This is a genomic window from Mordavella massiliensis (assembly GCF_016901695.1).
GTDB classification, from domain to species: Bacteria; Bacillota; Clostridia; order Lachnospirales; family Lachnospiraceae; genus Claveliimonas; species Claveliimonas massiliensis_A.
On record NZ_JACJKS010000004.1, the window covers coordinates 152,657 to 171,450 of the forward strand.

General features: G+C 58.0%; 17 protein-coding genes and 1 pseudogene. 17 read left to right on the forward strand and 1 reads right to left on the reverse strand.

Annotated elements, in window-relative coordinates; genetic code table 11:
- Positions 1 to 35 precede the first annotated feature (35 nt).
- The 5 genes and pseudogenes from H6A20_RS04220 to H6A20_RS13515 form a co-directional block, all read left to right on the forward strand.
- On the forward strand, positions 36 to 2,300 hold the full coding sequence (locus H6A20_RS04220; RefSeq protein ID WP_338106583.1) for a glycogen/starch/alpha-glucan phosphorylase: 2,265 nt from the start codon (positions 36 to 38) through the stop codon (positions 2,298 to 2,300).
- 13 nt (positions 2,301 to 2,313) lie between these two features.
- The gene (malQ, locus tag H6A20_RS04225; RefSeq protein ID WP_204905921.1) at positions 2,314 to 3,783 is read left to right on the forward strand and encodes a 4-alpha-glucanotransferase; all 1,470 of its coding nucleotides are present in this window, start codon (positions 2,314 to 2,316) and stop codon (positions 3,781 to 3,783) included.
- Positions 3,784 to 3,812: 29 nt separating this feature from the next.
- Positions 3,813 to 5,579: a glycoside hydrolase family 13 protein gene (locus H6A20_RS04230; protein WP_204905922.1), complete on the forward strand. Its 1,767-nt coding sequence runs from the start codon at positions 3,813 to 3,815 to the stop codon at positions 5,577 to 5,579.
- Between the two features lie 76 nt (positions 5,580 to 5,655).
- A complete protein-coding gene (locus tag H6A20_RS04235; protein ID WP_204905923.1) occupies positions 5,656 to 7,311 on the forward strand; it encodes a glycoside hydrolase family 13 protein in 1,656 nt (551 codons plus the stop codon).
- Positions 7,312 to 7,629: 318 nt separating this feature from the next.
- Positions 7,630 to 8,082, forward strand: a pseudogene (locus tag H6A20_RS13515) (type III toxin-antitoxin system ToxN/AbiQ family toxin); the annotation flags it as partial.
- 39 nt (positions 8,083 to 8,121) lie between these two features.
- Here the strand turns inward: H6A20_RS13515 and H6A20_RS04240 are convergent.
- Complete coding sequence (locus H6A20_RS04240) at positions 8,122 to 9,453, reverse strand: MATE family efflux transporter (protein WP_204905924.1); 1,332 nt, start codon at positions 9,451 to 9,453, stop codon at positions 8,122 to 8,124.
- 260 nt (positions 9,454 to 9,713) lie between these two features.
- Here H6A20_RS04240 and H6A20_RS04245 point away from each other — a divergent pair, with 260 nt between their 5' ends.
- From H6A20_RS04245 to H6A20_RS04300, 12 genes are all read left to right on the forward strand, one after another.
- Positions 9,714 to 9,899, forward strand: a complete 186-nt coding sequence (locus tag H6A20_RS04245) for a type II toxin-antitoxin system HicA family toxin (RefSeq protein WP_204905925.1) — start codon at positions 9,714 to 9,716, stop codon at positions 9,897 to 9,899.
- Between the two features lie 21 nt (positions 9,900 to 9,920).
- Entirely contained in the window at positions 9,921 to 10,325 is a 405-nt protein-coding gene (locus H6A20_RS04250) for a type II toxin-antitoxin system HicB family antitoxin (RefSeq protein WP_204905926.1), read from the forward strand.
- A 74-nt stretch (positions 10,326 to 10,399) separates the two neighbouring features.
- Positions 10,400 to 11,356: a tRNA dihydrouridine synthase gene (locus H6A20_RS04255; protein ID WP_204905927.1), complete on the forward strand. Its 957-nt coding sequence runs from the start codon at positions 10,400 to 10,402 to the stop codon at positions 11,354 to 11,356.
- A 56-nt stretch (positions 11,357 to 11,412) separates the two neighbouring features.
- Positions 11,413 to 11,907 (forward strand): prepilin peptidase, encoded by a 495-nt coding sequence (locus H6A20_RS04260; protein ID WP_243426121.1) that lies wholly within the window; start codon positions 11,413 to 11,415, stop codon positions 11,905 to 11,907.
- Between the two features lie 28 nt (positions 11,908 to 11,935).
- Positions 11,936 to 12,541, forward strand: coding sequence for a DUF3841 domain-containing protein (locus tag H6A20_RS04265; protein ID WP_204905929.1), 606 nt, complete (start codon positions 11,936 to 11,938; stop codon positions 12,539 to 12,541).
- 48 nt (positions 12,542 to 12,589) lie between these two features.
- The gene (locus tag H6A20_RS04270; protein ID WP_204905930.1) at positions 12,590 to 13,075 is read left to right on the forward strand and encodes a cytidylate kinase-like family protein; all 486 of its coding nucleotides are present in this window, start codon (positions 12,590 to 12,592) and stop codon (positions 13,073 to 13,075) included.
- A 247-nt stretch (positions 13,076 to 13,322) separates the two neighbouring features.
- A complete protein-coding gene (locus H6A20_RS04275; RefSeq protein ID WP_204905931.1) occupies positions 13,323 to 14,666 on the forward strand; it encodes an MATE family efflux transporter in 1,344 nt (447 codons plus the stop codon).
- Between the two features lie 73 nt (positions 14,667 to 14,739).
- A complete protein-coding gene (gene pyrH, locus H6A20_RS04280; RefSeq protein ID WP_204905932.1) occupies positions 14,740 to 15,435 on the forward strand; it encodes a UMP kinase in 696 nt (231 codons plus the stop codon).
- Between the two features lie 27 nt (positions 15,436 to 15,462).
- Positions 15,463 to 16,014 carry a ribosome recycling factor gene (frr, locus tag H6A20_RS04285; protein ID WP_204905933.1) on the forward strand — a complete coding sequence of 184 codons (552 nt, stop codon included), beginning with the start codon at positions 15,463 to 15,465 and terminating at the stop codon, positions 16,012 to 16,014.
- Positions 16,015 to 16,094: 80 nt separating this feature from the next.
- Complete coding sequence (locus tag H6A20_RS04290) at positions 16,095 to 16,820, forward strand: isoprenyl transferase (RefSeq protein ID WP_204905934.1); 726 nt, start codon at positions 16,095 to 16,097, stop codon at positions 16,818 to 16,820.
- Positions 16,813 to 17,610 carry a phosphatidate cytidylyltransferase gene (locus tag H6A20_RS04295; protein WP_204905935.1) on the forward strand — a complete coding sequence of 266 codons (798 nt, stop codon included), beginning with the start codon at positions 16,813 to 16,815 and terminating at the stop codon, positions 17,608 to 17,610. Before H6A20_RS04290 ends, H6A20_RS04295 begins: the two co-directional genes overlap by 8 nt.
- 30 nt (positions 17,611 to 17,640) lie before the next feature.
- A complete protein-coding gene (locus tag H6A20_RS04300; protein WP_204905936.1) occupies positions 17,641 to 18,792 on the forward strand; it encodes a 1-deoxy-D-xylulose-5-phosphate reductoisomerase in 1,152 nt (383 codons plus the stop codon).
- The last annotated feature ends 2 nt before the right edge of the window (positions 18,793 to 18,794 follow it).

The window sequence follows — 18,794 nt, forward strand, 5'->3', positions numbered from 1 at the left end:
TTTATGAAATATCAGATGTGAAAAGGAGAGTATTCATTATGGAACAGGCATTACAGCGTGTATTGCAGGAGAAATTTCAGAAAGATATCAAAGACGCCACAAAGGAGGAGATCTACACAGCCCTTCTCTTTGTGACAAAGGAAAAAATGCAGGGCATGAAGGCCAACACAGGAGACAGGAAATTATATTACATTTCCGCGGAATTCCTCATCGGCAAGCTTCTATCCAACAACCTCATCAACCTGGGGCTTTTTGAGGAGACGAGGGAGGTGCTGGCAAAATACGGCCACGATCTGACGCAGATCGAGGAGGCGGAGCCGGAGCCGTCTCTTGGAAACGGCGGCCTGGGACGACTGGCTGCCTGCTTCCTTGACTCCATCGCCACCCTGGGGCTTTGCGGGGACGGCGTGGGCCTTAACTACCACGACGGCCTTTTCCTCCAGAAGTTTGCAGACCATAAGCAGCAGGAGGAGAAGAATCCGTGGATCACGGACGAAAGCTGGCTGACCAGGACGGACTGTCACTTTGAGGTGCCTTTTAAGGACTTCACGGTTACCTCCACGATGTATGACATCGATGTGCCGGGGTACAAGAGCGGCTGCAACAAGCTGCACCTCTTTGATCTGGATACAGTGGATGAGAGCATCATCCACGACGGCATCCGGTTTGACAAAGAGGACATTCAGAAGAACCTGACGCTGTTCCTCTACCCGGACGACTCCGATGAGGCGGGGCAGCTTCTTCGCATCTACCAGCAGTATTTCATGGTCAGCAACGCGGCCCAGCTCATCCTGAAGGAGGCGGAGGAAAGAGGCGTGAACCTCTATCACCTCCACGAGCACGTGTGCATCCAGATCAACGACACCCACCCCACCATGGTGATCCCGGAGCTGATCCGGATCCTGACAACTCAGAAGGGCTTCAACATGGATACGGCCATCGATGTGGTGAGAAAGACATGCGCCTACACGAACCACACGATCCTGGCGGAGGCGCTGGAGAAGTGGCCCGTCTCCTACCTGGAGAAGGTGGTGCCCCAGCTCATGCCCATCATCCGGGAACTGGATGCCAGGGTGAGAAGAGACTTCCACGACGAGAGAGTGTACATCATCGACAAGATGGACCGGGTGCACATGGCCCATATCGACATCCACTACGGCTACGCGGTGAACGGCGTGGCGGCCCTCCACACGGAGATCCTCAGGGAGTCGGAGCTGAAGCCTTTCTATGATATCTATCCGGAGAAGTTCAACAACAAGACAAACGGCATCACCTTCCGCCGCTGGCTCCTCCACTGCAACCACGAGCTGGCGGATTATCTGAAGGAGCTTATCGGGGAGGAGTATGTGGAGGATGCTTCCCGGCTTGAGAAGCTGCTGGACTATCAGGACGATGAGACGGTTCTTAAGAGACTGCGGGAGATCAAGAGGGACGCCAAGGCGGAGCTGAAGAACTACCTGAAGATGACCCAGGATGCGGACATCGATGAGAACTCCGTATTTGACATCCAGATCAAGCGCCTTCACGAGTACAAGAGACAGCAGATGAACGCCCTCTACGCCATCTACAAATACAAGGAGATCAAGAAGGGACATCTGCCGAAGCGCCCCATCACCATGATCTTCGGCGCCAAGGCGGCGCCGGCCTACACCATAGCCAAGGACATCATCCATCTGATCCTCTGCCTGCAGGAGCTGGTGAACAAGGATCCGGATGTCAGCCCGTACCTGCGGATCGTCATGGTGGAGAACTACAACGTGACAAAGGCGGAGAAGCTGATCCCGGCCTGCGACATCTCCGAGCAGATCTCCCTGGCATCCAAGGAGGCGTCCGGAACCGGCAACATGAAATTCATGCTGAACGGGGCTGTGACGCTGGGGACCGAGGACGGTGCAAACGTGGAGATCCACGAGCTGGTGGGCGACGACAATATCTATATCTTTGGCGAGAAATCAGAGAAGGTCATCGAGCTCTACGACAAGGCGGCCTACAACTCCAGGGCCATCTATGAGAGCGACAAAGAGATCGAGGAGCTGGTGGACTTCATCATCAGCAAGCAGCTCATCCTGATCGGCGATCCGGTGAACCTGGGACGTCTTTACAAGGAGATCGTGGGCAAAGACTGGTTTATGACGCTCCTGGATGTGAAGGATTACATCCGGACAAAGGAGCGGATGCTCGCAGACTACGAGGACGAGAAGGCGTGGGCGAAGAAGATGCTGGTGAATATCGCCAAAGCGGGCTTTTTCTCCTCCGACCGCACCATCGCCGAGTACAACCGGGATATCTGGCATTTATAAGAGAGGTAGGACCATGCGACAGACAGGAATACTGATGCCTGTGTCCTCCCTCCCCTCCCGCACCGGGATCGGGGAGCTGGGGGAGGCGGCTTTCAGATGGATCGATATGATGCAAAAGAGCGGTGTCGGGATCTGGCAGATCCTGCCCCTCAATCCGGTGGGATACGGGAATTCCCCCTACCAGCCCTACTCCTCCTACGCGGGGGATGAGCTCTATATCAGCCTGGATGAACTCTGCAAAGAGGGGCTGCTGGAACAGCAGCCGGAGGCTTTTCGGGAGAACGCCCGGCGGGTGGACTACGACGCGGTCCGCGCTTTCAAGCTTCCCTACCTCAAGAGGGCCTGGCAGACCTTCCGGGAGAAAGGGCTGGATGAGACGGAGGAGTTCCGGTCCTTTGCAGACCAGGAGTGGGTGCGGGACTACAGTGTCTTCCGCGCCCTGAAGACCAGCAACGGCGGCGCCTGCTGGAACGACTGGCGCAGGGCAGACAAGAACTGGGTGGAGGAGCCAAGAAAGCTTACGCAGGAGGAGAGAGGGGAGGCGGCCTTCCAGACTTTCCTCCAGTATGTCTTTTTCCGTCAGTGGATGCAGGTGAAGCAGGCGGCCAACGACAGAGGCATCCGCGTGATGGGGGATGTGCCCTTCTATGTGGGGCTTGACTCTGCAGATGTGTGGGGAGGGAAGGATAACTTCCTTTTGGACACGGACGGGCGTCCCGTCTTTATTGCAGGCGTGCCGCCTGATTACTTCAGTGAGACGGGACAGCGGTGGGGCAATCCCATCTACGACTGGGATCACATGAAGAAGGAGGGCTACCGGTTCTGGCTGGAGAGGATCGGCTACAGCGGGAAGCTTTTTGACATTGTGCGCATCGACCACTTCCGGGCCTTTGACACATACTGGAAGATCCCGGCTACCTGTCCCACAGCCGTGGAGGGAGACTGGATCGAGGCGCCGGGATACGAGGTGCTGGATCTTCTGACGAAGGAACTGCCGGATGTGGAGCTGGTGGCGGAGGACCTGGGCGAACTCCGCCCGGAGGTGCTCACCCTGAAGGACCACTACCACCTCAAGGGGATGAAGATCCTTGTGTTTTCCATCGATGTATCCGGCAAGTACGCCAGGGATATCAACGGGGACCGGGAGAATATGATCTTTTACACCGGCACCCATGACAATGATACGGTCATGGAATGGTACGGGAAGCTGAGCTGCGCTTCCAGGCGCAAGGTGCGCCGGTTTTTGAGGAAAGCAGGATGCGGGAACGGGTCTGTAAAGGACCGGCTGCTGGCCTACACCTTAAAAAGCAGGGCGCAGTATGCCATTGTTCCCATGCAGGATATCCTGGGGCTGGGAGCCGAGGGCCATATGAACAGCCCCGGCACGGTCGGGCCGCCCAACTGGGAGTGGCATCTGCCTTCTTTTGAGAAAGCGCAGCAGGAGCTTGGAAAGTACAGGAAGCTGCTTGCATACCGGAGATAGACGAAAGACAGGGACAGGAGAGACGGGACATGGAATTTACAGGCGTTTATCACAAAACATCTGAGCAGATGAGCTATCCGCTCAACGAGGATGAGCTGATCGTGAATCTGAAGACCGGCTATGATGTGAAACGGGTGTTTATCCACTACGGGGATCCGTTTGAGGCTGGCATCCTGGGAGGCGGTGAGAAGTGGGTCGGCAAACGGGAGGAGATCGTCTACAAAAAGCGTCTCCGCCATCAGATCTGGTGGACGACCACTCTGCTCCCGCCCTACAAGAGATGCAAATACTATTTTGAGCTTCATACAGACACGGAGGTGTGGTACTATTGTGAGGACGGGTTCCTCACCGGAGATCAGTTGAATATGGAGGGCAGGATGCTCCAGTGTTTTACCGTGCCCTGGATGAACCCGGCGGATGTGAACCGCACGCCCGACTGGGTCAATGATACGGTGTGGTATCAGATCTTTCCGGACCGTTTCTGCCGTATCCCGGCGGAAACAGGCGATGAGGAGGATCTGACGCCCTGGCGGACCGGACCGGTCACGAACAGGGAGCGGTTCGGCGGCAACCTGGAGGGGATCCGGAGCAAACTCCCCTACCTGGCAGATCTGGGTATCACCGGTATTTATTTAAATCCGATTATGGAGGCGGAATCCAATCACAAATACGACACGACTGACTATACAAGGATCGATCCTCATTTCGGGGACAGAGAGACCTTTGCCGCGCTGGTGCGGGAAGCCCATGCCCTCGGGATCCGGGTTATGGTGGACGCCGTGTTCAACCATTGCGGCAGAAAGTTTGGGCCCTGGCAGGACGTGCTGAAAAACGGAAGGGATTCCCGCTATGCAGACTGGTTCATGGTCCATGAGTGGCCGCTTACGGACAAGCATGAAGACACCAGGGACGGCCGGTTCTACTCGTTTGCTTTTGCGGACTGGATGCCGAAACTCAACACAAACAACGAAGAAGTCATTGCGTATTTCTGTAGCGTGTGCGAGGGTTGGATCCGGGATTTCGACATCGATGGCATCCGCTTTGATGTGGGCAATGAGGTGTCGCACCGCTTCCTGAAGAAAATGCGCGAGCATCTCAGAGGATGTAAGGAGGATATCTATCTGCTGGGCGAGATCTGGCATGACGCCAGCCAGTGGCTCATGGGGGATGAGTATGACTCTGTGATGAACTATCCGCTTATGAGCGGCATCCACGATTTTTTCCTGGACAAGAGCATGAAGAAAGAGGAGTTCGAGTACATGATCAACCGCTGCTACACCATGTACATGCAGCAGAACAACAACGTCATGTTCAACCTTCTGGACTCCCACGACACGGAGCGGCTTATGAACCGGTTCCATGACCTGGATATCTTTTACCAGCAGCTTGCGGTTCTCTTTACTATGCCGGGAAGCCCCTGCATCTATTACGGGACAGAGATCGCCATGGAGGGCGGCCACGACCCGGACTGCCGGCGGTGCATGCCCTGGGATGAGCTGGAGGAGAAGGACAACCAGGAGAAGATAGGCCTTGTCCGCTCCCTCATCCGGATGCGGAAGGACGAGGAGGCATGCAGGAGCCTCTACTTCCATTTCCCTTGTGAGTATGAAAACGACCGCTGCGTGGAGTACATCAAGCTGGACGGGCACCAGAATGAGATCGAGGTGCTTCTGAACTGCTCCAAGGAAGACATGAACGTGCGGGAAGAGGGGGAGATCCTCTTCTCCAGAAAATATGCGGACGGGGTCCTTGGGAAGAACGGCACCCTGATCCGCCGGAAGAAGATTAAACAGTAGAAAAGCAGAAAATATAGGCAGGCTTTTATACGTCCTGCCTGTATCTGCGTACAGAGTGGAAAGGAGATGAACATTTATGAGTGAAAGGACGACAGAAAGAAAATGGTGGCAGCGGGCGGTAGTCTACCAGATCTACCCGCGCAGCTTCCAGGACAGCAACGGGGACGGGATCGGCGACATCCCGGGCATCATCCAAAGGCTGGACTACGTAAAGGAGCTGGGGATCGACGCCATCTGGCTCTCCCCGGTCTACCGGTCCCCGCAGGATGACAACGGATATGACATCTCGGATTACCAGGACATCGATCCCATGTTCGGGACCCTTTCCGATATGGAGAGGCTGATCTGCGAGGCAAAGGCAAGAGGCATCCGCATCATCATGGATCTGGTCCTCAACCATACCTCGGATGAGCACCGCTGGTTCCTGGAGGCAAAGAAGAGCAGGGACAACCCGTATCATGACTACTACGTGTGGCGGGACGGGGAGGAGGGCGCGCCTCCCAATGACATGAAGGCGGCCTTCGGAGGCTCCGCCTGGGAGTGGGTGCCGGAGCTTGGACAGTACTATTTTCACCAGTTCTCTGTGAAGCAGCCGGATCTCAACTGGGAGAATGAGAAAGTGCGCCGGGAGATCTACGACATGATCCTCTGGTGGATGGAGAAAGGCGTGGGCGGCTTCCGCCTGGACGTCATCGACCAGATCGCCAAGGAGCCGGATCTGGGGATCACGGCCAACGGGCCCAGGCTCCACGAGTTTATCCGGGAGATGAGCCGGGAGACCTTCCGGAAGGGGGATCTCATCACTGTGGGGGAGGCCTGGGGGGCCGACCCGGAGCGGGCGAAACTCTACAGCGCCCCGGACGGCAGCGAGTTCTCCATGGTCTTCCAGTTTGAGCATATCGGACTGGACCAGCAGGAAGGGAAAGAAAAGTGGGATCTGGCGCCGCTGTCCCTTGTCAGGCTGAAACAGGTCCTGGCGAAATGGCAGGAGGAGCTGTGCGGGTGCGGCTGGAACAGCCTGTTCTGGGACAACCACGACCTTCCCAGGATCGTTTCCCGCTGGGGCGACGACGGCGCCTACCGCGTCCGCTCCGCCAAGATGCTGGCGGCCGTCCTCCACGGCATGCAGGGGACGCCCTACATCTACCAGGGCGAGGAGCTTGGCATGACCAATGTCCGCTTTGCGGATATCAGTCAGTACCGGGACATTGAGACGCTGGGCCTCTACAGGGAGCGGATGGCGGCCGGCTATGACAGGGAGGACGTGATGGCCTCCATCTATGCAAGGAGCCGGGACAACGCCCGCACGCCCATGCAGTGGGATGATGGCGAAAACGCCGGTTTTACAGAGAAAGAGCCCTGGATCGGAGTGAACCCGAACTACCGGGAGATCAACGCCGCCGCGCAGATGGCGGATCCGGACTCCGTGTTCCGGTTCTACCAGAGGCTGGTCGCTCTTAGAAAGGAGTACCCGGTGTTTGTGGACGGGAGATTTGAGCTTCTCTTCCCGGAGGATGAGAAGATCTTTGCCTACACAAGGACAAGCGGCAGGACCCGGCTTCTCGTTCTGGCCAACTTCTCGAAAGAGAACGCATCCTGTGCGCTGCCGGAGGAATGGCGGGACGCGCAGGTGCTCGTACACAACTGCACCGCAGATCTGGATCCCGCCACCGGGAAGACCTGGCGGGACGGGGCGCTTCGGCCTTATGAGGCTGTGATCGCGCTTCGCTAACCAAAGCAGGATAAAAGAGAGGAGACAGTATGGCGCTGTCTCCTTTTTGTAATTTATGTAAAAAATACTTGCATTTCTTATAAATCTGTTTTATGATATATGTAATTGATATATGTCATCTATAAGCGGGTGTATCTCAGCCCTCAAATGAGAAACTTATAAGCATTCGTTTTTCTGAGTCATCTGAATGCGGATCTGACAGCGGGGACGATCCGGAAGGTTCCCTCTGTTTCTTTTATTTTCCCGGGAAGATCTTTATATTTCCATTTCAACAAAGTTTCAAAAAGCGCTAAGAATGCATTCTGGCAGGGAGGCGGAATGAGCGGTCTGAAGTTCTATCAGGTAACAGAGCAGTATGTGGAGTACCTGTCTCCATATGCGCCCCATCTGTTTTATGACCGGAGGGAAGGCGGAAGAAAGGCAAGGAAATATGTGGGAGTCGTGCTGCGCTCAGGCGGAGCGGACTACTTTGCGCCCCTTTCCTCCTACAAGGAAAAGCACAGGAATATGAAAGAGAGACTGGACTTTGTCAAGGTGAAGGAGTACGCAGTCATCAATCTGAACAACATGTTTCCCGTCCCGGCAGATCAGTACACGTATGTGGACATCTCCGGGGAGGAGGATGAGAAATACCGGGACCTTTTGCGGGCGGAGTACCGGTATATCAAGACGATCCAGGACAGGATCGTGAAGAAGGCGACTGCCCTGTACCGGCTGCGGACGGGGGATGCGGACAGTCCCGTGTCCCGCCGGTGCAATGACTTCCGAAGGCTGGAGGAGCTGTGCAGGGCGTACAGGCCGGGGGCGGCGCTACAGTCTGCCGGCCTGCCGCCGGTACACGGCGAAGGACACGAAGGCGGTGATAAACTCCGTGATCCAGAAGGCGTGCCACACGCCTGTCGGCCCGAGCAGCCGGCTCAGAAGGAAGGCCGCGGGCAGGATGACCACAATGTACCGGCACAGGGAGATGATGAGAGAGGGGAAGCCCTTTCCGATCCCTTCCAGCGCGCCGGAGGAAGTGACGGAGACAGATGATACGACAAAACCCGCACATATGATGCGAAGGGCCATGCCCCCGGCAAGGACGGTGTCCGGATTTTCCGTGAACAGCCCGATCAGCAGATCCGGCACGAGGAGGCAGATGGCGGTGCCGAGGACCATGATGGCGCTGCACAGAGCCAGGGTCACGCGGTAGATCTGCGCCACCCGCCTCTTCTCGCCGGCGCCGTAATTGTACCCGATCACGGGGCGCATGCCCTGTACGATGCCGCTGGCCGGGAGGTAGAGGAAGGTCTGCAGCTTGTAGTACACGCCCAGGATGACGATGTAGCTCTGGGACCAGGCGGCCAGGATCGTGTTGAGGGCGGAGATCATGACGGAGGGAAGGGCCAGGTTCAGCGCCGCCGGGATGCCGACGGAGTAGAGCTTTAAGTCAAGCTGCCTATCCGGTGTGAGAAAGCGGCGGCTGATCCGGACCGGGATGGGGAACCTGGCGTAGACGATCAGATAGACGATGAGCGTCAGCACCTGTCCGAGCCCGGTGGCGATGGCGGCGCCCTCGATCCCGAGAGCCGGGAAGGGGCCGATGCCGAAGATCAGCACCGGATCCAGGATGATATTGGCGACGCAGCCGGAGAGCATGCTCAGCATGGTCAGCTTCATCCGGCCGGCCGCCTGGAAGAGCTTCTCGTAGGCCAGTTCTATGGAGATGACGGCAGAGAAGGCAAAGGCGATGCGGGAGTAGCGCACGCCTAAGTCTATGACCGCCCCGTCGGCTGTGAACATGCCAAGGAACCAGCGGATGGTGGCGATGCTGACGACGGTGAGAAGGACGCCGTGGAGGGCGGCCAGGGCCGTGCCGTGGGTGGCGGCTGCGCTGGCCCGGTCCCGGTTCCCCGCGCCCAGGTGGAAGGCGATCTGGGCGTTGATGCCCACGCCGAAGCCGATGGCGATGGCGTTGATCAGGTTCTGCATCGGGTAGACGAGGGACAGGGCCGTCATGGCGTCCTCGCTGATCTGCGCCACGAAAAAGCTGTCCACGATATTGTACAGGGAGTTGACCAGCATGGAGATGACCATGGGAAGCGCCATGGATATGATGAGAGGCAGCACAGGTCTTTCTTTCATGAATGTGTCGTTCATAGTCGTCGTTCCTTTCTGCTTACTTTTGTATTTCAGTCTGATAGGAGGTGCATCGAAGCGCACTTTCCTGGAAGGAGAAGACTGGCTGCAGTAAAAACGCCACACAACCGCAGGGGCGGGTGTGTGGCGAAAAGTGGCTGAGCCAGAAAATCCACATCGAATTTTAGCGTAATTACTGTATCACAGGAGGATAAGGATGTCAATACAGTATCTGAGCTGTTGACAATACGTGCCATACGTGTTATTTTGAAGGAGGATATATGCGGTTTAGAGAAATCGACAAGATGTTGAAGGCAGATGGATGGTACGAAATAAAGAAGGTGGGATCACATCATCAGTATAAACACCCATGGAAGCCTGGAAAGGTCACAGTGCCGCAGCATGGAGGGAGAGATCTAAACGCTACTGTAGTGAAATCAATATGCAGGCAGGCTGGACTATTATAAGATTGAGAGAGGTGGCAGACTATGAAACTTGCATATCCGGCAGTTTTTACGCCGTATGAAGACGGGACAGAGGGATACGCGGTAGAATTCCCGGATCTTCCAGGCTGTGTGACAGGCGGAGATACGATGGCGGAGGCTATTTTGATGGCACAGGATGCGGCAGGCGGCTGGGTGCTCACAGAGCTTGAAGAGGGGAAAGATATCCCACCGGCCGGCGTTCCTGACACGATTCACCTGACGGGAGGGCAGTTTGTCAGTCTGGTGGCGGTGGATATGGACAGCTACGCTGCAAAGTATGGAAAGGGAGCGGTAAAGAAAACGCTGACGATTCCGGCGTGGATGAATACCTTTGTCGAAAAGAACGGCATTAGTTGTTCCAAGGTGCTGCAGGATGCGCTCGGGAAGATGGTGTTGCCAAAAAGATAACTTTTTGCACCGTGGACTTTTCGGGGCGGCCATGCTAAAGTAGAGGGCAGAAGACGAGATGTGAGAGGAAGTTTATGGAATACTATTTTGCCCCCATGGAGGGGATCACGGGATACATACACCGGAATGTCCACCACAGTCTGTTCCCGGGCATCGGCAAATATTTTACCGCCTTTATCGCGCCGGGACAGAAGGGGAAGTTCAGCGCCAGGGAGAGAAATGATATCCTCCCGGCCCACAATGAGGGGATGTACACCGTGCCCCAGATCCTGACGAACCGGGCGGATGACTTTGTTGCCGCGGCGGCTGGGATCCGAAAGATGGGATGGCGGGAGATCAACCTGAATCTGGGCTGCCCCTCCCGGACCGTGGTGACGAAGGGGCGGGGCGCCGGGTTCCTTGCGGATCCGGAGGGCCTGGACCGCTTCTTTGCAAAGGTGTTTGCCGCCCGGGGAGAGGCGTTCCCGGCGGATCTTGCGATCTCCGTCAAGACGAGGCTTGGTATGGAGGAGCCGGAGGAGTTTGAAGGGCTGCTTGCCATCTATAATAAGTATCCTCTGAAGGAGCTGGTGATCCACCCGCGGACGCAGCGTGATTACTACAGCGGCCCTGTCCATGTGGAAATGTTCCGTTTCGGGCTGGAGAACAGCAGGTGCCCGGTCTGCTACAACGGCGACATCCGGACAAAGGAGGATATGGACCGCCTGGCAGAGACGTTTCCGCAGCTTGGCCGGGTCATGATCGGCCGGGGGCTTCTGGCCAATCCGGCTCTGGTGCGCGTGCTGGAGGGCGGCGCCATGCCGGGCCGGGAGGAACTGCGGGCCTACCACGACCGGATCTACGCGTGGTACCTGCAGGAGATGCCGGGCGTGAAGCCTGCGCTCTTTAAGATGAAAGAACTGTGGGTCTATCTGGGGGAGCTTTTTGCGGACGCCGGAAAGCCGCTCAAGAAGATCCGGAAGGCGGAGAAGACAGACGCCTATGAGGAGGCGGTGGACGCCCTGTTCAGGGAATGCCCGCTGAAGGGGTGATCTGCCGGGAGAATGATCCGGGGACCGCATGCCGTGTGCGGGATATGACAGATGAGATGATCCGAATGTTGGGGAGGGCCGTGCCGTCCGCGCTGTTTCTGGCGGCTGTGGAGGAGGCGGTCCGCGGCGATCTGGCGGCCCGGGAGATTCCGGACCGGGCCTGTCTGCTGCTGCTTCTCGGCGGCGCTCTGGCGGGGCTGACAGGAGAGATGCCCCTGTGGTGGGGCGGCGCTGCCCTGACCTGGGCGGAGCGGGCGGCGGGATGTATCTGCGTCAGCCTGCCGATGCTGCTTCTGGACTTGCGCGTCCCGGGGGCGTTCGGCGGCGGCGATGTGAAGCTGGCTGCGGCCGGGGGCTTTTTCCTCGGCTGGAAGTCCATGGCCTGCGCAGGGGCTGTGGCAGTGCTGACCGGGGGCGCGGCAGCGGCCTTCCTCCTCCTTGTGGGGCGCAGGAAGCTGCGGGACGGGATGGCCTTCGGGCCCTGCCTCTGCCTTGGAATGGCAGCAGGGTATCTGTGGGGCGGTCCCATGGCCGGCTGGTTTGCAGGCTGAGCCGGGACGTGAAAGAGAGGGTGACAGGATGGGAGAAGAGAAAAGAGGGCAGGAGACGGTCCGTCTGTATACAAGGCAGAACGACAAGACACTGTACCAGTTAAAGCGGGACGGGCGCATCATCAACCAGCGGATCTATGTGCAGTTGCACTTCGGAGATATCGCCCCGCTCTTTATGGAGAGCTACGACTGGTTCACAAAGAAGGCATCCGCCATGGTGGCGAAGCCGGACGACGTCCATGCGCCAATCTGGTGCTCCATCAGCCGGGAGAACTGCCTGAAGCCGATCCCTGGCACGGTGGTCTACGTGCTGGACGTGCCGAAGGAGCAGGTCATCTACTTCGATGATGAGAAGTGGGACTATGTGCTGAACCGCATCTACCTGCCGAAGGACATGGAAGACCGGGAGGCCTACCGCAGACACCTGAAGGAGATCGGGGTGGACAACGGATTTGAATTTTTCCAGGGCAGGTATAAGGGCATGTACCCGGAGGAAGAGCGCCGGATCCGGGAGAGCTGGAACCGGGTCTTTGAGATCGACCGCTGGTCTGTGTTCAATGTGTGCGGAAATATATGGGAAATCCGGCAGGAATGGGTGCAGCGCATTGTACATCCCGGGGAAGATGTGATATAATAATGGAGCTGAACCTATAGAAAAGCAGACTGCAAAGGAGGAATTGGTATGAAACTAGTGATAACCATGAGCCGCCGGTACGGCACGGGGGCGAGCAGGATCGCGCAGGAGCTCTCCGAGAGACTGGGCATCCCGGTGTATGACAAGGTGAATGTGGAAGAAGAGATGAGCAGCCATACCTATGACTCCGAAGTGGAAGTGATAAAGAAGCTGGCCGAGAACCCGTGCATCATCCTGGGCCGGTGCGCATCCGAGATCCTGAAGGACAGGAGGAACGCGTTCAATATCTACGTGTGCGCGGACAAGGAGGACCGGATCAAGCGGATCATGGAGAAGGAGAACTTGAGCCGCGAGGAGGCGTCGGCCAAGATCGACAGGACGGACCAGGAGAGGGCGGACTACTACTACGAGCACACGGGCAAGGCGTGGGGGGATGTGAACAACTATCACATGATCCTCAACACGTCCGATCTGGGCGTGGAGAACTGCGCGGATATCCTGATGAAGTATTTTGAGAGAAAAGAGTACATATAAAGGCGCAGAGCCCATGCAGGGACCGGCCGTTTTGCGGCCGGTCCTTTTTGTATTGGCGACGAGCCAAAGTCCGGGCTTGCCCGAGACCTTGGCGACCGCCTACCATCCCGGAATGTGCCTTTTGGCACTTCCGGTGATTGTGTGTAAAAAGTTTGAAAAACGTCTTGCATTCAACCCTACCCTTTTATATAATGGAGCAAGTTTGCGCAGGCAGCAAAAGTGCAGTATATAAGGAGGAGAGGAAACAGTGGAAACAGATATGACAGTCGGAAGCCCGTACCGGGTGATCCTCGGATTTACGATGCCCATCTTCATAGGCAATATATTTCAGCAGCTCTACAATATGGCGGACGCGGTGATCGTCGGCAAGTTCGTGGGCCCAAACGCGCTGGCGGCGGTTGGGTCCTGCGGTACGCTGATGTTTCTCATCCTGGGATTCCTGCAGGGGCTGACGGCCGGATTTACTGTGATCACGGCCCAGCACTTCGGCGCCGGCAACATGAAGGCCATGCGGCAGTCCGTGGGGTCGGCCTGTATCCTGTCAGCTGTGGTCTCTGTCCTTATGACGGCCCTGAGCATGTCCATGATGAAGCAGATCCTGCACTGGATGAATACGCCGCCGGAGATCTACCGGGAGGCATACGGCTATATCATGGTGATCTGCGCCGGCATCGTGGCCCAGGTGCTCTACAACCTTCTGGCCAGCATCCTGCGGGCCCTCGGAAACAGCAAGGTGCCCCTCTACTTCCTGATCCTGGCGGCTTTCCTGAATGTCGTGCTGGATCTTGTGTTTATCCTCGTCTTTCACATGGGGGCGGCCGGGGCGGCCTGGGCCACGGTCATCTCCCAGGGGGTGTCCGGCGTTGCCTGCCTGGTCTACATTTTTAAGGCAGTGCCGGACCTTCATCTGCGCAGGGAGGATCTGAGGCTGCACGCCGGCCTGTCCGCCTGGCAGATGAAGATCGGCCTTCCCATGGCGCTGCAGTACTCCATCACGGCCATCGGGACTATTATGGTCCAGGCTGCCCTCAACACGCTGGGAGCCCTCAGCGTGGCCAGCTTTGCGGCGGCCAGCAAGATCGAGCAGGTGGTGAGCCAGGCCTATGTGGCGCTGGGCACGACCATGGCCACATACTGCGCCCAGAATACCGGGGCCGGCAGGTGGGACCGCCTGCGGAAAGGCTTCCGCTCCGCCACGGTGATCGGCAGCATCTACGCGGTGCTGGCAGGCGGTCTGATCTTCCTCGCCGGCAGGTACATGGTAGTGCTCTTTGTCTCCGAGCAGGTGGGCGAGATCATGCATCTGGCGGACATCTACCTGAAGTGCGCGGGAGCCATGTTCATCCCGCTGGCGGTGGTCAACATCTACCGCAACGGCATCCAGGGCATGGGGTACGCCCTCCTTCCCATGATGGCCGGCGTGGCGGAGCTGATCGGGCGGGGCGTGGTGGCCCTTGTCTCCGCCGCCAAAGGAAGCTACATCGGTACCTGTATGGCGAGCCCGGCGGCCTGGGTGCTGGCCGGCGCCCTTCTGCTCGCCATGTATTTCTTCATCATGAAACCCCACCGGGAGCAGGAAAAACAGGCGTAAAAAAGGAAGTTCCCTTTTTATGAGACCTATGCTATACTTTACTTTAGGTATGCACGAAAGGAGTATAACTTGTATGAAAAGAGTGCTGTTGAAGCTGAGCGGCGAGGCTCTGGCAGGAGACAAGAAGACCGGATTTGACGAGGAGACCTGCATCGGCGTTGCCAGGCAGGTGAAGCAGATCGTGGACAGCGGCTGCCAGGTGGCGATCGTGACAGGAGGCGGGAACTTCTGGAGAGGGCGGACAAGCGAGACCATCGACCGGACGAAGGCGGATCAGATCGGGATGCTTGCCACGGTCATGAACTGCATTTACGTGTCCGACATCTTCCGCCATGTGGGCATGAAGACCGAGGTGTTCACCCCCTTTGTGTGCGGTGCGTTTACCACCCTGTTTTCCAAGGACAGGGCTGTGGAGGCGCTGGAGCAGGGCAAGGTGGTCTTCTTCGCGGGCGGAACGGGACATCCCTATTTCTCCACTGACACGGGAGCGGTCCTGCGCGCCATCGAGATCGAGGCGGACGCCATGCTTCTGGCCAAGGCCATAGACGGGATCTATGACAGCGATCCGAAGACGAACCCGGACGCGAAGAAGTACGATGAGATCTCCATTCAGGAGATCATTGACAGGAAACTGATGGCGGTGGATCTGACCGCGTCCATCATGTGCCTGGAGAACAGGATGCCCATGCTGGTGTTCGGCCTGAACGAGAAGAACAGCATCGTGGAGACCATGTCAGGGAACTTTACCGGCACGAAGGTGACCGTGTAGCATAAAAGTATAAGGGAGGAAACATCCATGAATGAAAGACTGAAAGTATACGAGGACAAGATGAAAAAGACCCAGGCGAACCTGGAGGGCGAGCTGATGACGATCCGCGCGGGCCGCGCCAACCCGAACGTGCTCAACAAGATCATGGTGGACTACTACGGATCTCCCACGCCGATCCAGCAGGTGGCCAACGTATCCGTGCCGGAGCCCCGCATGATCCAGATCCAGCCCTGGGAGAAGAGCATGCTCAAGGTGATCGAGAAGGCCATCAACATGTCTGAACTGGGCATCAACCCGACCAACGACGGCTCCTGCGTGCGCCTGATCTTCCCGGAGCTGACGGAGGAGCGCAGAAAAGAGCTTGTAAAGGACGTGCGCAAGAAGGGCGAGCAGGCCAAGGTGGCCATCCGCAACATCCGCCGGGACGGCAACGACGCCTTCAAGAAACTGAAGGGAAGCGATGTGTCCGAGGATGAGATCAAGGATCTGGAAGACGAGCTGCAGAAGCTGACGGACAAGGCCATCAAGGAAGTGGACAAGGCTGTGGAGAACAAGTCCAAAGAGGTCATGACAGTCTAGAACAGAATCAGAAGATACATGAGGGGGACGGGACAGAAGCGAAGATGTACCCGTCTTTCTCTGCGAAGGGAGATACTGCGATGAATGTACCAAGGCATGTGGCCATCATCCTGGACGGGAACGGACGGTGGGCCAGGTCCAAGGGGATGCCACGCAATTACGGCCATGCACAGGGGAGCAAAAACGTGGAGAGGATCTGCGAGGAGGCCTGGAGGATGGGGATCAAATACCTGACCGTGTACGCCTTTTCTACGGAGAACTGGAACCGCCCGAAAGAGGAAGTGGACGCGCTCATGAAGCTGCTCCGCAACTACATGAAGACCTGTCTGAAGACGGCGGCGAAGAACGATATGAAGGTCCGGGTGATCGGCGACAAGACGAAGCTGGACGACGACATCCGCAGCCGCATCGATGAGCTGGAGAAGGCCACGGTGAACAACGGGGGGCTGAATTTCCAGATCGCCCTCAACTACGGGAGCCGGGACGAGATCATCCGGGCCGTCCGCAAGGCGGCGCAGGACGTGAAGGACGGGGCGCTTCAGCCGGAGGATATCACGCCGGATGTCTTTGACTCCTATCTGGACACCCGGGGCATCCCGGATCCGGACCTCCTGATCCGCACAAGCGGCGAGGAGCGGCTGTCCAACTTCCTCCTCTGGCAGCTTGCCTACTCGGAATTCTACTTCACGGATGTGCTCTGGCCGGATTTCACAAAGGAGGAGCTTGTGAAGGCCATTGAACAGTACAATGGAAGAGACCGGCGCTACGGCGGCGTGGAGAAGAAGGAGGACGGGGACAATGTTTAAGACGAGACTTCTGAGCGGGATCGTGCTGGTGATCATCCTGATCGCCACGGTCGGATACGGCGGCTATGTGCTGTTCGGCGTGCTGGCGGCCATCAGCCTGATCGGCATGAGCGAGCTATACAAGGTGGTGGATGTGCACACGAAGGCCCTGGGGGCGGTGGGGTACATCGGGGCCGTCTGCTACTACGGCCTTCTGTTTACAGGGCAGATGGAGTGGATGACAGCCCTGACCATCCTCTTTCTGGTGGCGGTCATGGCAGTGTATGTATTTGCCTTCCCGGCGTTTCGCACGGAGCAGGTGATGGTCGCATTTTTCGGCCTGTTCTACGTGGCTGTCATGCTCTCCTACGTGTACCAGACAAGGATGCTGCCCGACGGCCATGTGGCTGTCTGGCTGATCTTTTTGAGTTCCTGGGGATGCGATACATGCGCGTACTGCGTGGGCATGCTGATCGGGAAGCATAAGATGGCGCCCCGCTTAAGCCCGAAGAAATCCGTGGAAGGCGGCGTGGGCGGCGTTCTTGGGGCGGCGCTTCTGGGAGCCCTCTTCTCCCTGGCCATGAACCAGTGGGGCGGAGCGGACGTGGACCCGGCGTTCTACGCGGTCATCTGCGGCGCGGGCGGCATCATCTCCCAGATCGGGGACCTGGCGGCGTCCGCCATCAAGCGAAACCACGACGTGAAGGATTACGGCAGGCTGATCCCGGGGCACGGCGGCATCCTGGACCGGTTTGACAGCGTGATCTTCACCGCGCCGGTCATCTATTACCTGGCCGTGCTGATCGGATAGAAGCCGGCGGGACAGAAAGGAAGAGAAGAGATGAAACGAATCGCCATACTCGGCTCCACGGGATCCATCGGCACGCAGACGCTGGAGGTGGTCCGGGAGAACGGGGATATAGAAGTCACAGCCCTGGCGGCAGGGCGCAACATCGATCTGCTGGAGCGGCAGATCCGGGAGTTCGGCCCGAAGCTGGCGGCCGTCTGGGACGAGAAGCTGGCGGCGGATTTAAGAGGGCGGGTCCGGGACCTGGACGTGGAGATCGCATCCGGCATGGACGGCCTGATCCGGGTATCAACGGAGGAGAAGGCGGATATACTTGTAACAGCCATTGTCGGCATGATCGGGATCCGTCCCACCATCGAGGCCATCCGGGCAGGCAAGGACATTGCGCTCGCCAACAAGGAGACGCTTGTGACGGCGGGCCACATCATCATGCCCCTGGCCAGGGAGAGGGGCGTGTCCATCCTGCCGGTAGACAGCGAGCACAGCGCCATCTTCCAGTCCCTGCAGGGCGGGCAGGAGAAGGCGCTTAAGAAGATCCTTCTCACCGCGTCGGGCGGTCCCTTCCGGGGAAGGAAGAAGGCGGACCTGGCGGGCGTGCAGGTGGAGGATGCCCTGAAGCATCCGAACTGGGAGATGGGGCGCAAGATCACCATCGACTCCTCGACGATGGTCAACAAGGGGCTGGAAGTCATCGAGGCAAAATGGCTCTTCGGCGTGGACGTGGACCAGATCCAGGTGGTGGTGCAGCCCCAGAGCGTGGTCCACTCCATGGTAGAGTACGAGGACGGGGCTGTGATCGCCCAGCTCGGCACGCCGGACATGAAGCTTCCCATCCAGTACGCCCTCTACTATCCGCAGCGGCGGTATCTGCCCGGGGAGCGGCTGGATTTCTGGAGCATCGGGAAACTGGAATTTGAGAAACCGGACACAGAGACGTTCGGGGCGCTCGCGCTGGCCTACGAGGCGGGGCACGCCGGCGGCAGCCTCCCGACGGTCTTCAACGCGGCGAACGAGAAGGCGGTGGCCCTGTTCCTGGAGCGCAGGATCGGCTACCTGGAGATCACGGAGCTGATCCGGGCGTGCATGGAGGAGCACGTCAACATCCCGTCCCCGACGCTGGAGGAGATCCTTGACACGGAGGCGGGCGTATATGCATATATTGACAGCAGACTTGGCAGGAGGTAGCA

What these genes read in the sequence shown, in the direction of transcription:
- H6A20_RS04245 (WP_204905925.1), top strand. Translation starts at nt 9,714, where the DNA reads ATGCGGTTTAGAGAAATCGACAAGATGTTGAAGGCAGATGGATGGTAC.
- H6A20_RS04290 (WP_204905934.1), top strand. Translation starts at nt 16,095, where the DNA reads ATGAATGTACCAAGGCATGTGGCCATCATCCTGGACGGGAACGGACGG.
- H6A20_RS04250 (WP_204905926.1), top strand. Translation starts at nt 9,921, where the DNA reads ATGAAACTTGCATATCCGGCAGTTTTTACGCCGTATGAAGACGGGACA.
- H6A20_RS04295 (WP_204905935.1), top strand. Translation starts at nt 16,813, where the DNA reads ATGTTTAAGACGAGACTTCTGAGCGGGATCGTGCTGGTGATCATCCTG.
- H6A20_RS04235 (WP_204905923.1), top strand. Translation starts at nt 5,656, where the DNA reads ATGAGTGAAAGGACGACAGAAAGAAAATGGTGGCAGCGGGCGGTAGTC.
- H6A20_RS04265 (WP_204905929.1), top strand. Translation starts at nt 11,936, where the DNA reads ATGGGAGAAGAGAAAAGAGGGCAGGAGACGGTCCGTCTGTATACAAGG.
- malQ (WP_204905921.1), top strand. Translation starts at nt 2,314, where the DNA reads ATGCGACAGACAGGAATACTGATGCCTGTGTCCTCCCTCCCCTCCCGC.
- H6A20_RS04300 (WP_204905936.1), top strand. Translation starts at nt 17,641, where the DNA reads ATGAAACGAATCGCCATACTCGGCTCCACGGGATCCATCGGCACGCAG.
- H6A20_RS04230 (WP_204905922.1), top strand. Translation starts at nt 3,813, where the DNA reads ATGGAATTTACAGGCGTTTATCACAAAACATCTGAGCAGATGAGCTAT.
- H6A20_RS04255 (WP_204905927.1), top strand. Translation starts at nt 10,400, where the DNA reads ATGGAATACTATTTTGCCCCCATGGAGGGGATCACGGGATACATACAC.
- frr (WP_204905933.1), top strand. Translation starts at nt 15,463, where the DNA reads ATGAATGAAAGACTGAAAGTATACGAGGACAAGATGAAAAAGACCCAG.
- H6A20_RS04270 (WP_204905930.1), top strand. Translation starts at nt 12,590, where the DNA reads ATGAAACTAGTGATAACCATGAGCCGCCGGTACGGCACGGGGGCGAGC.
- H6A20_RS04260 (WP_243426121.1), top strand. Translation starts at nt 11,413, where the DNA reads ATGATCCGAATGTTGGGGAGGGCCGTGCCGTCCGCGCTGTTTCTGGCG.
- pyrH (WP_204905932.1), top strand. Translation starts at nt 14,740, where the DNA reads ATGAAAAGAGTGCTGTTGAAGCTGAGCGGCGAGGCTCTGGCAGGAGAC.
- H6A20_RS04240 (WP_204905924.1), bottom strand. Translation starts at nt 9,453, where the DNA reads ATGAACGACACATTCATGAAAGAAAGACCTGTGCTGCCTCTCATCATA.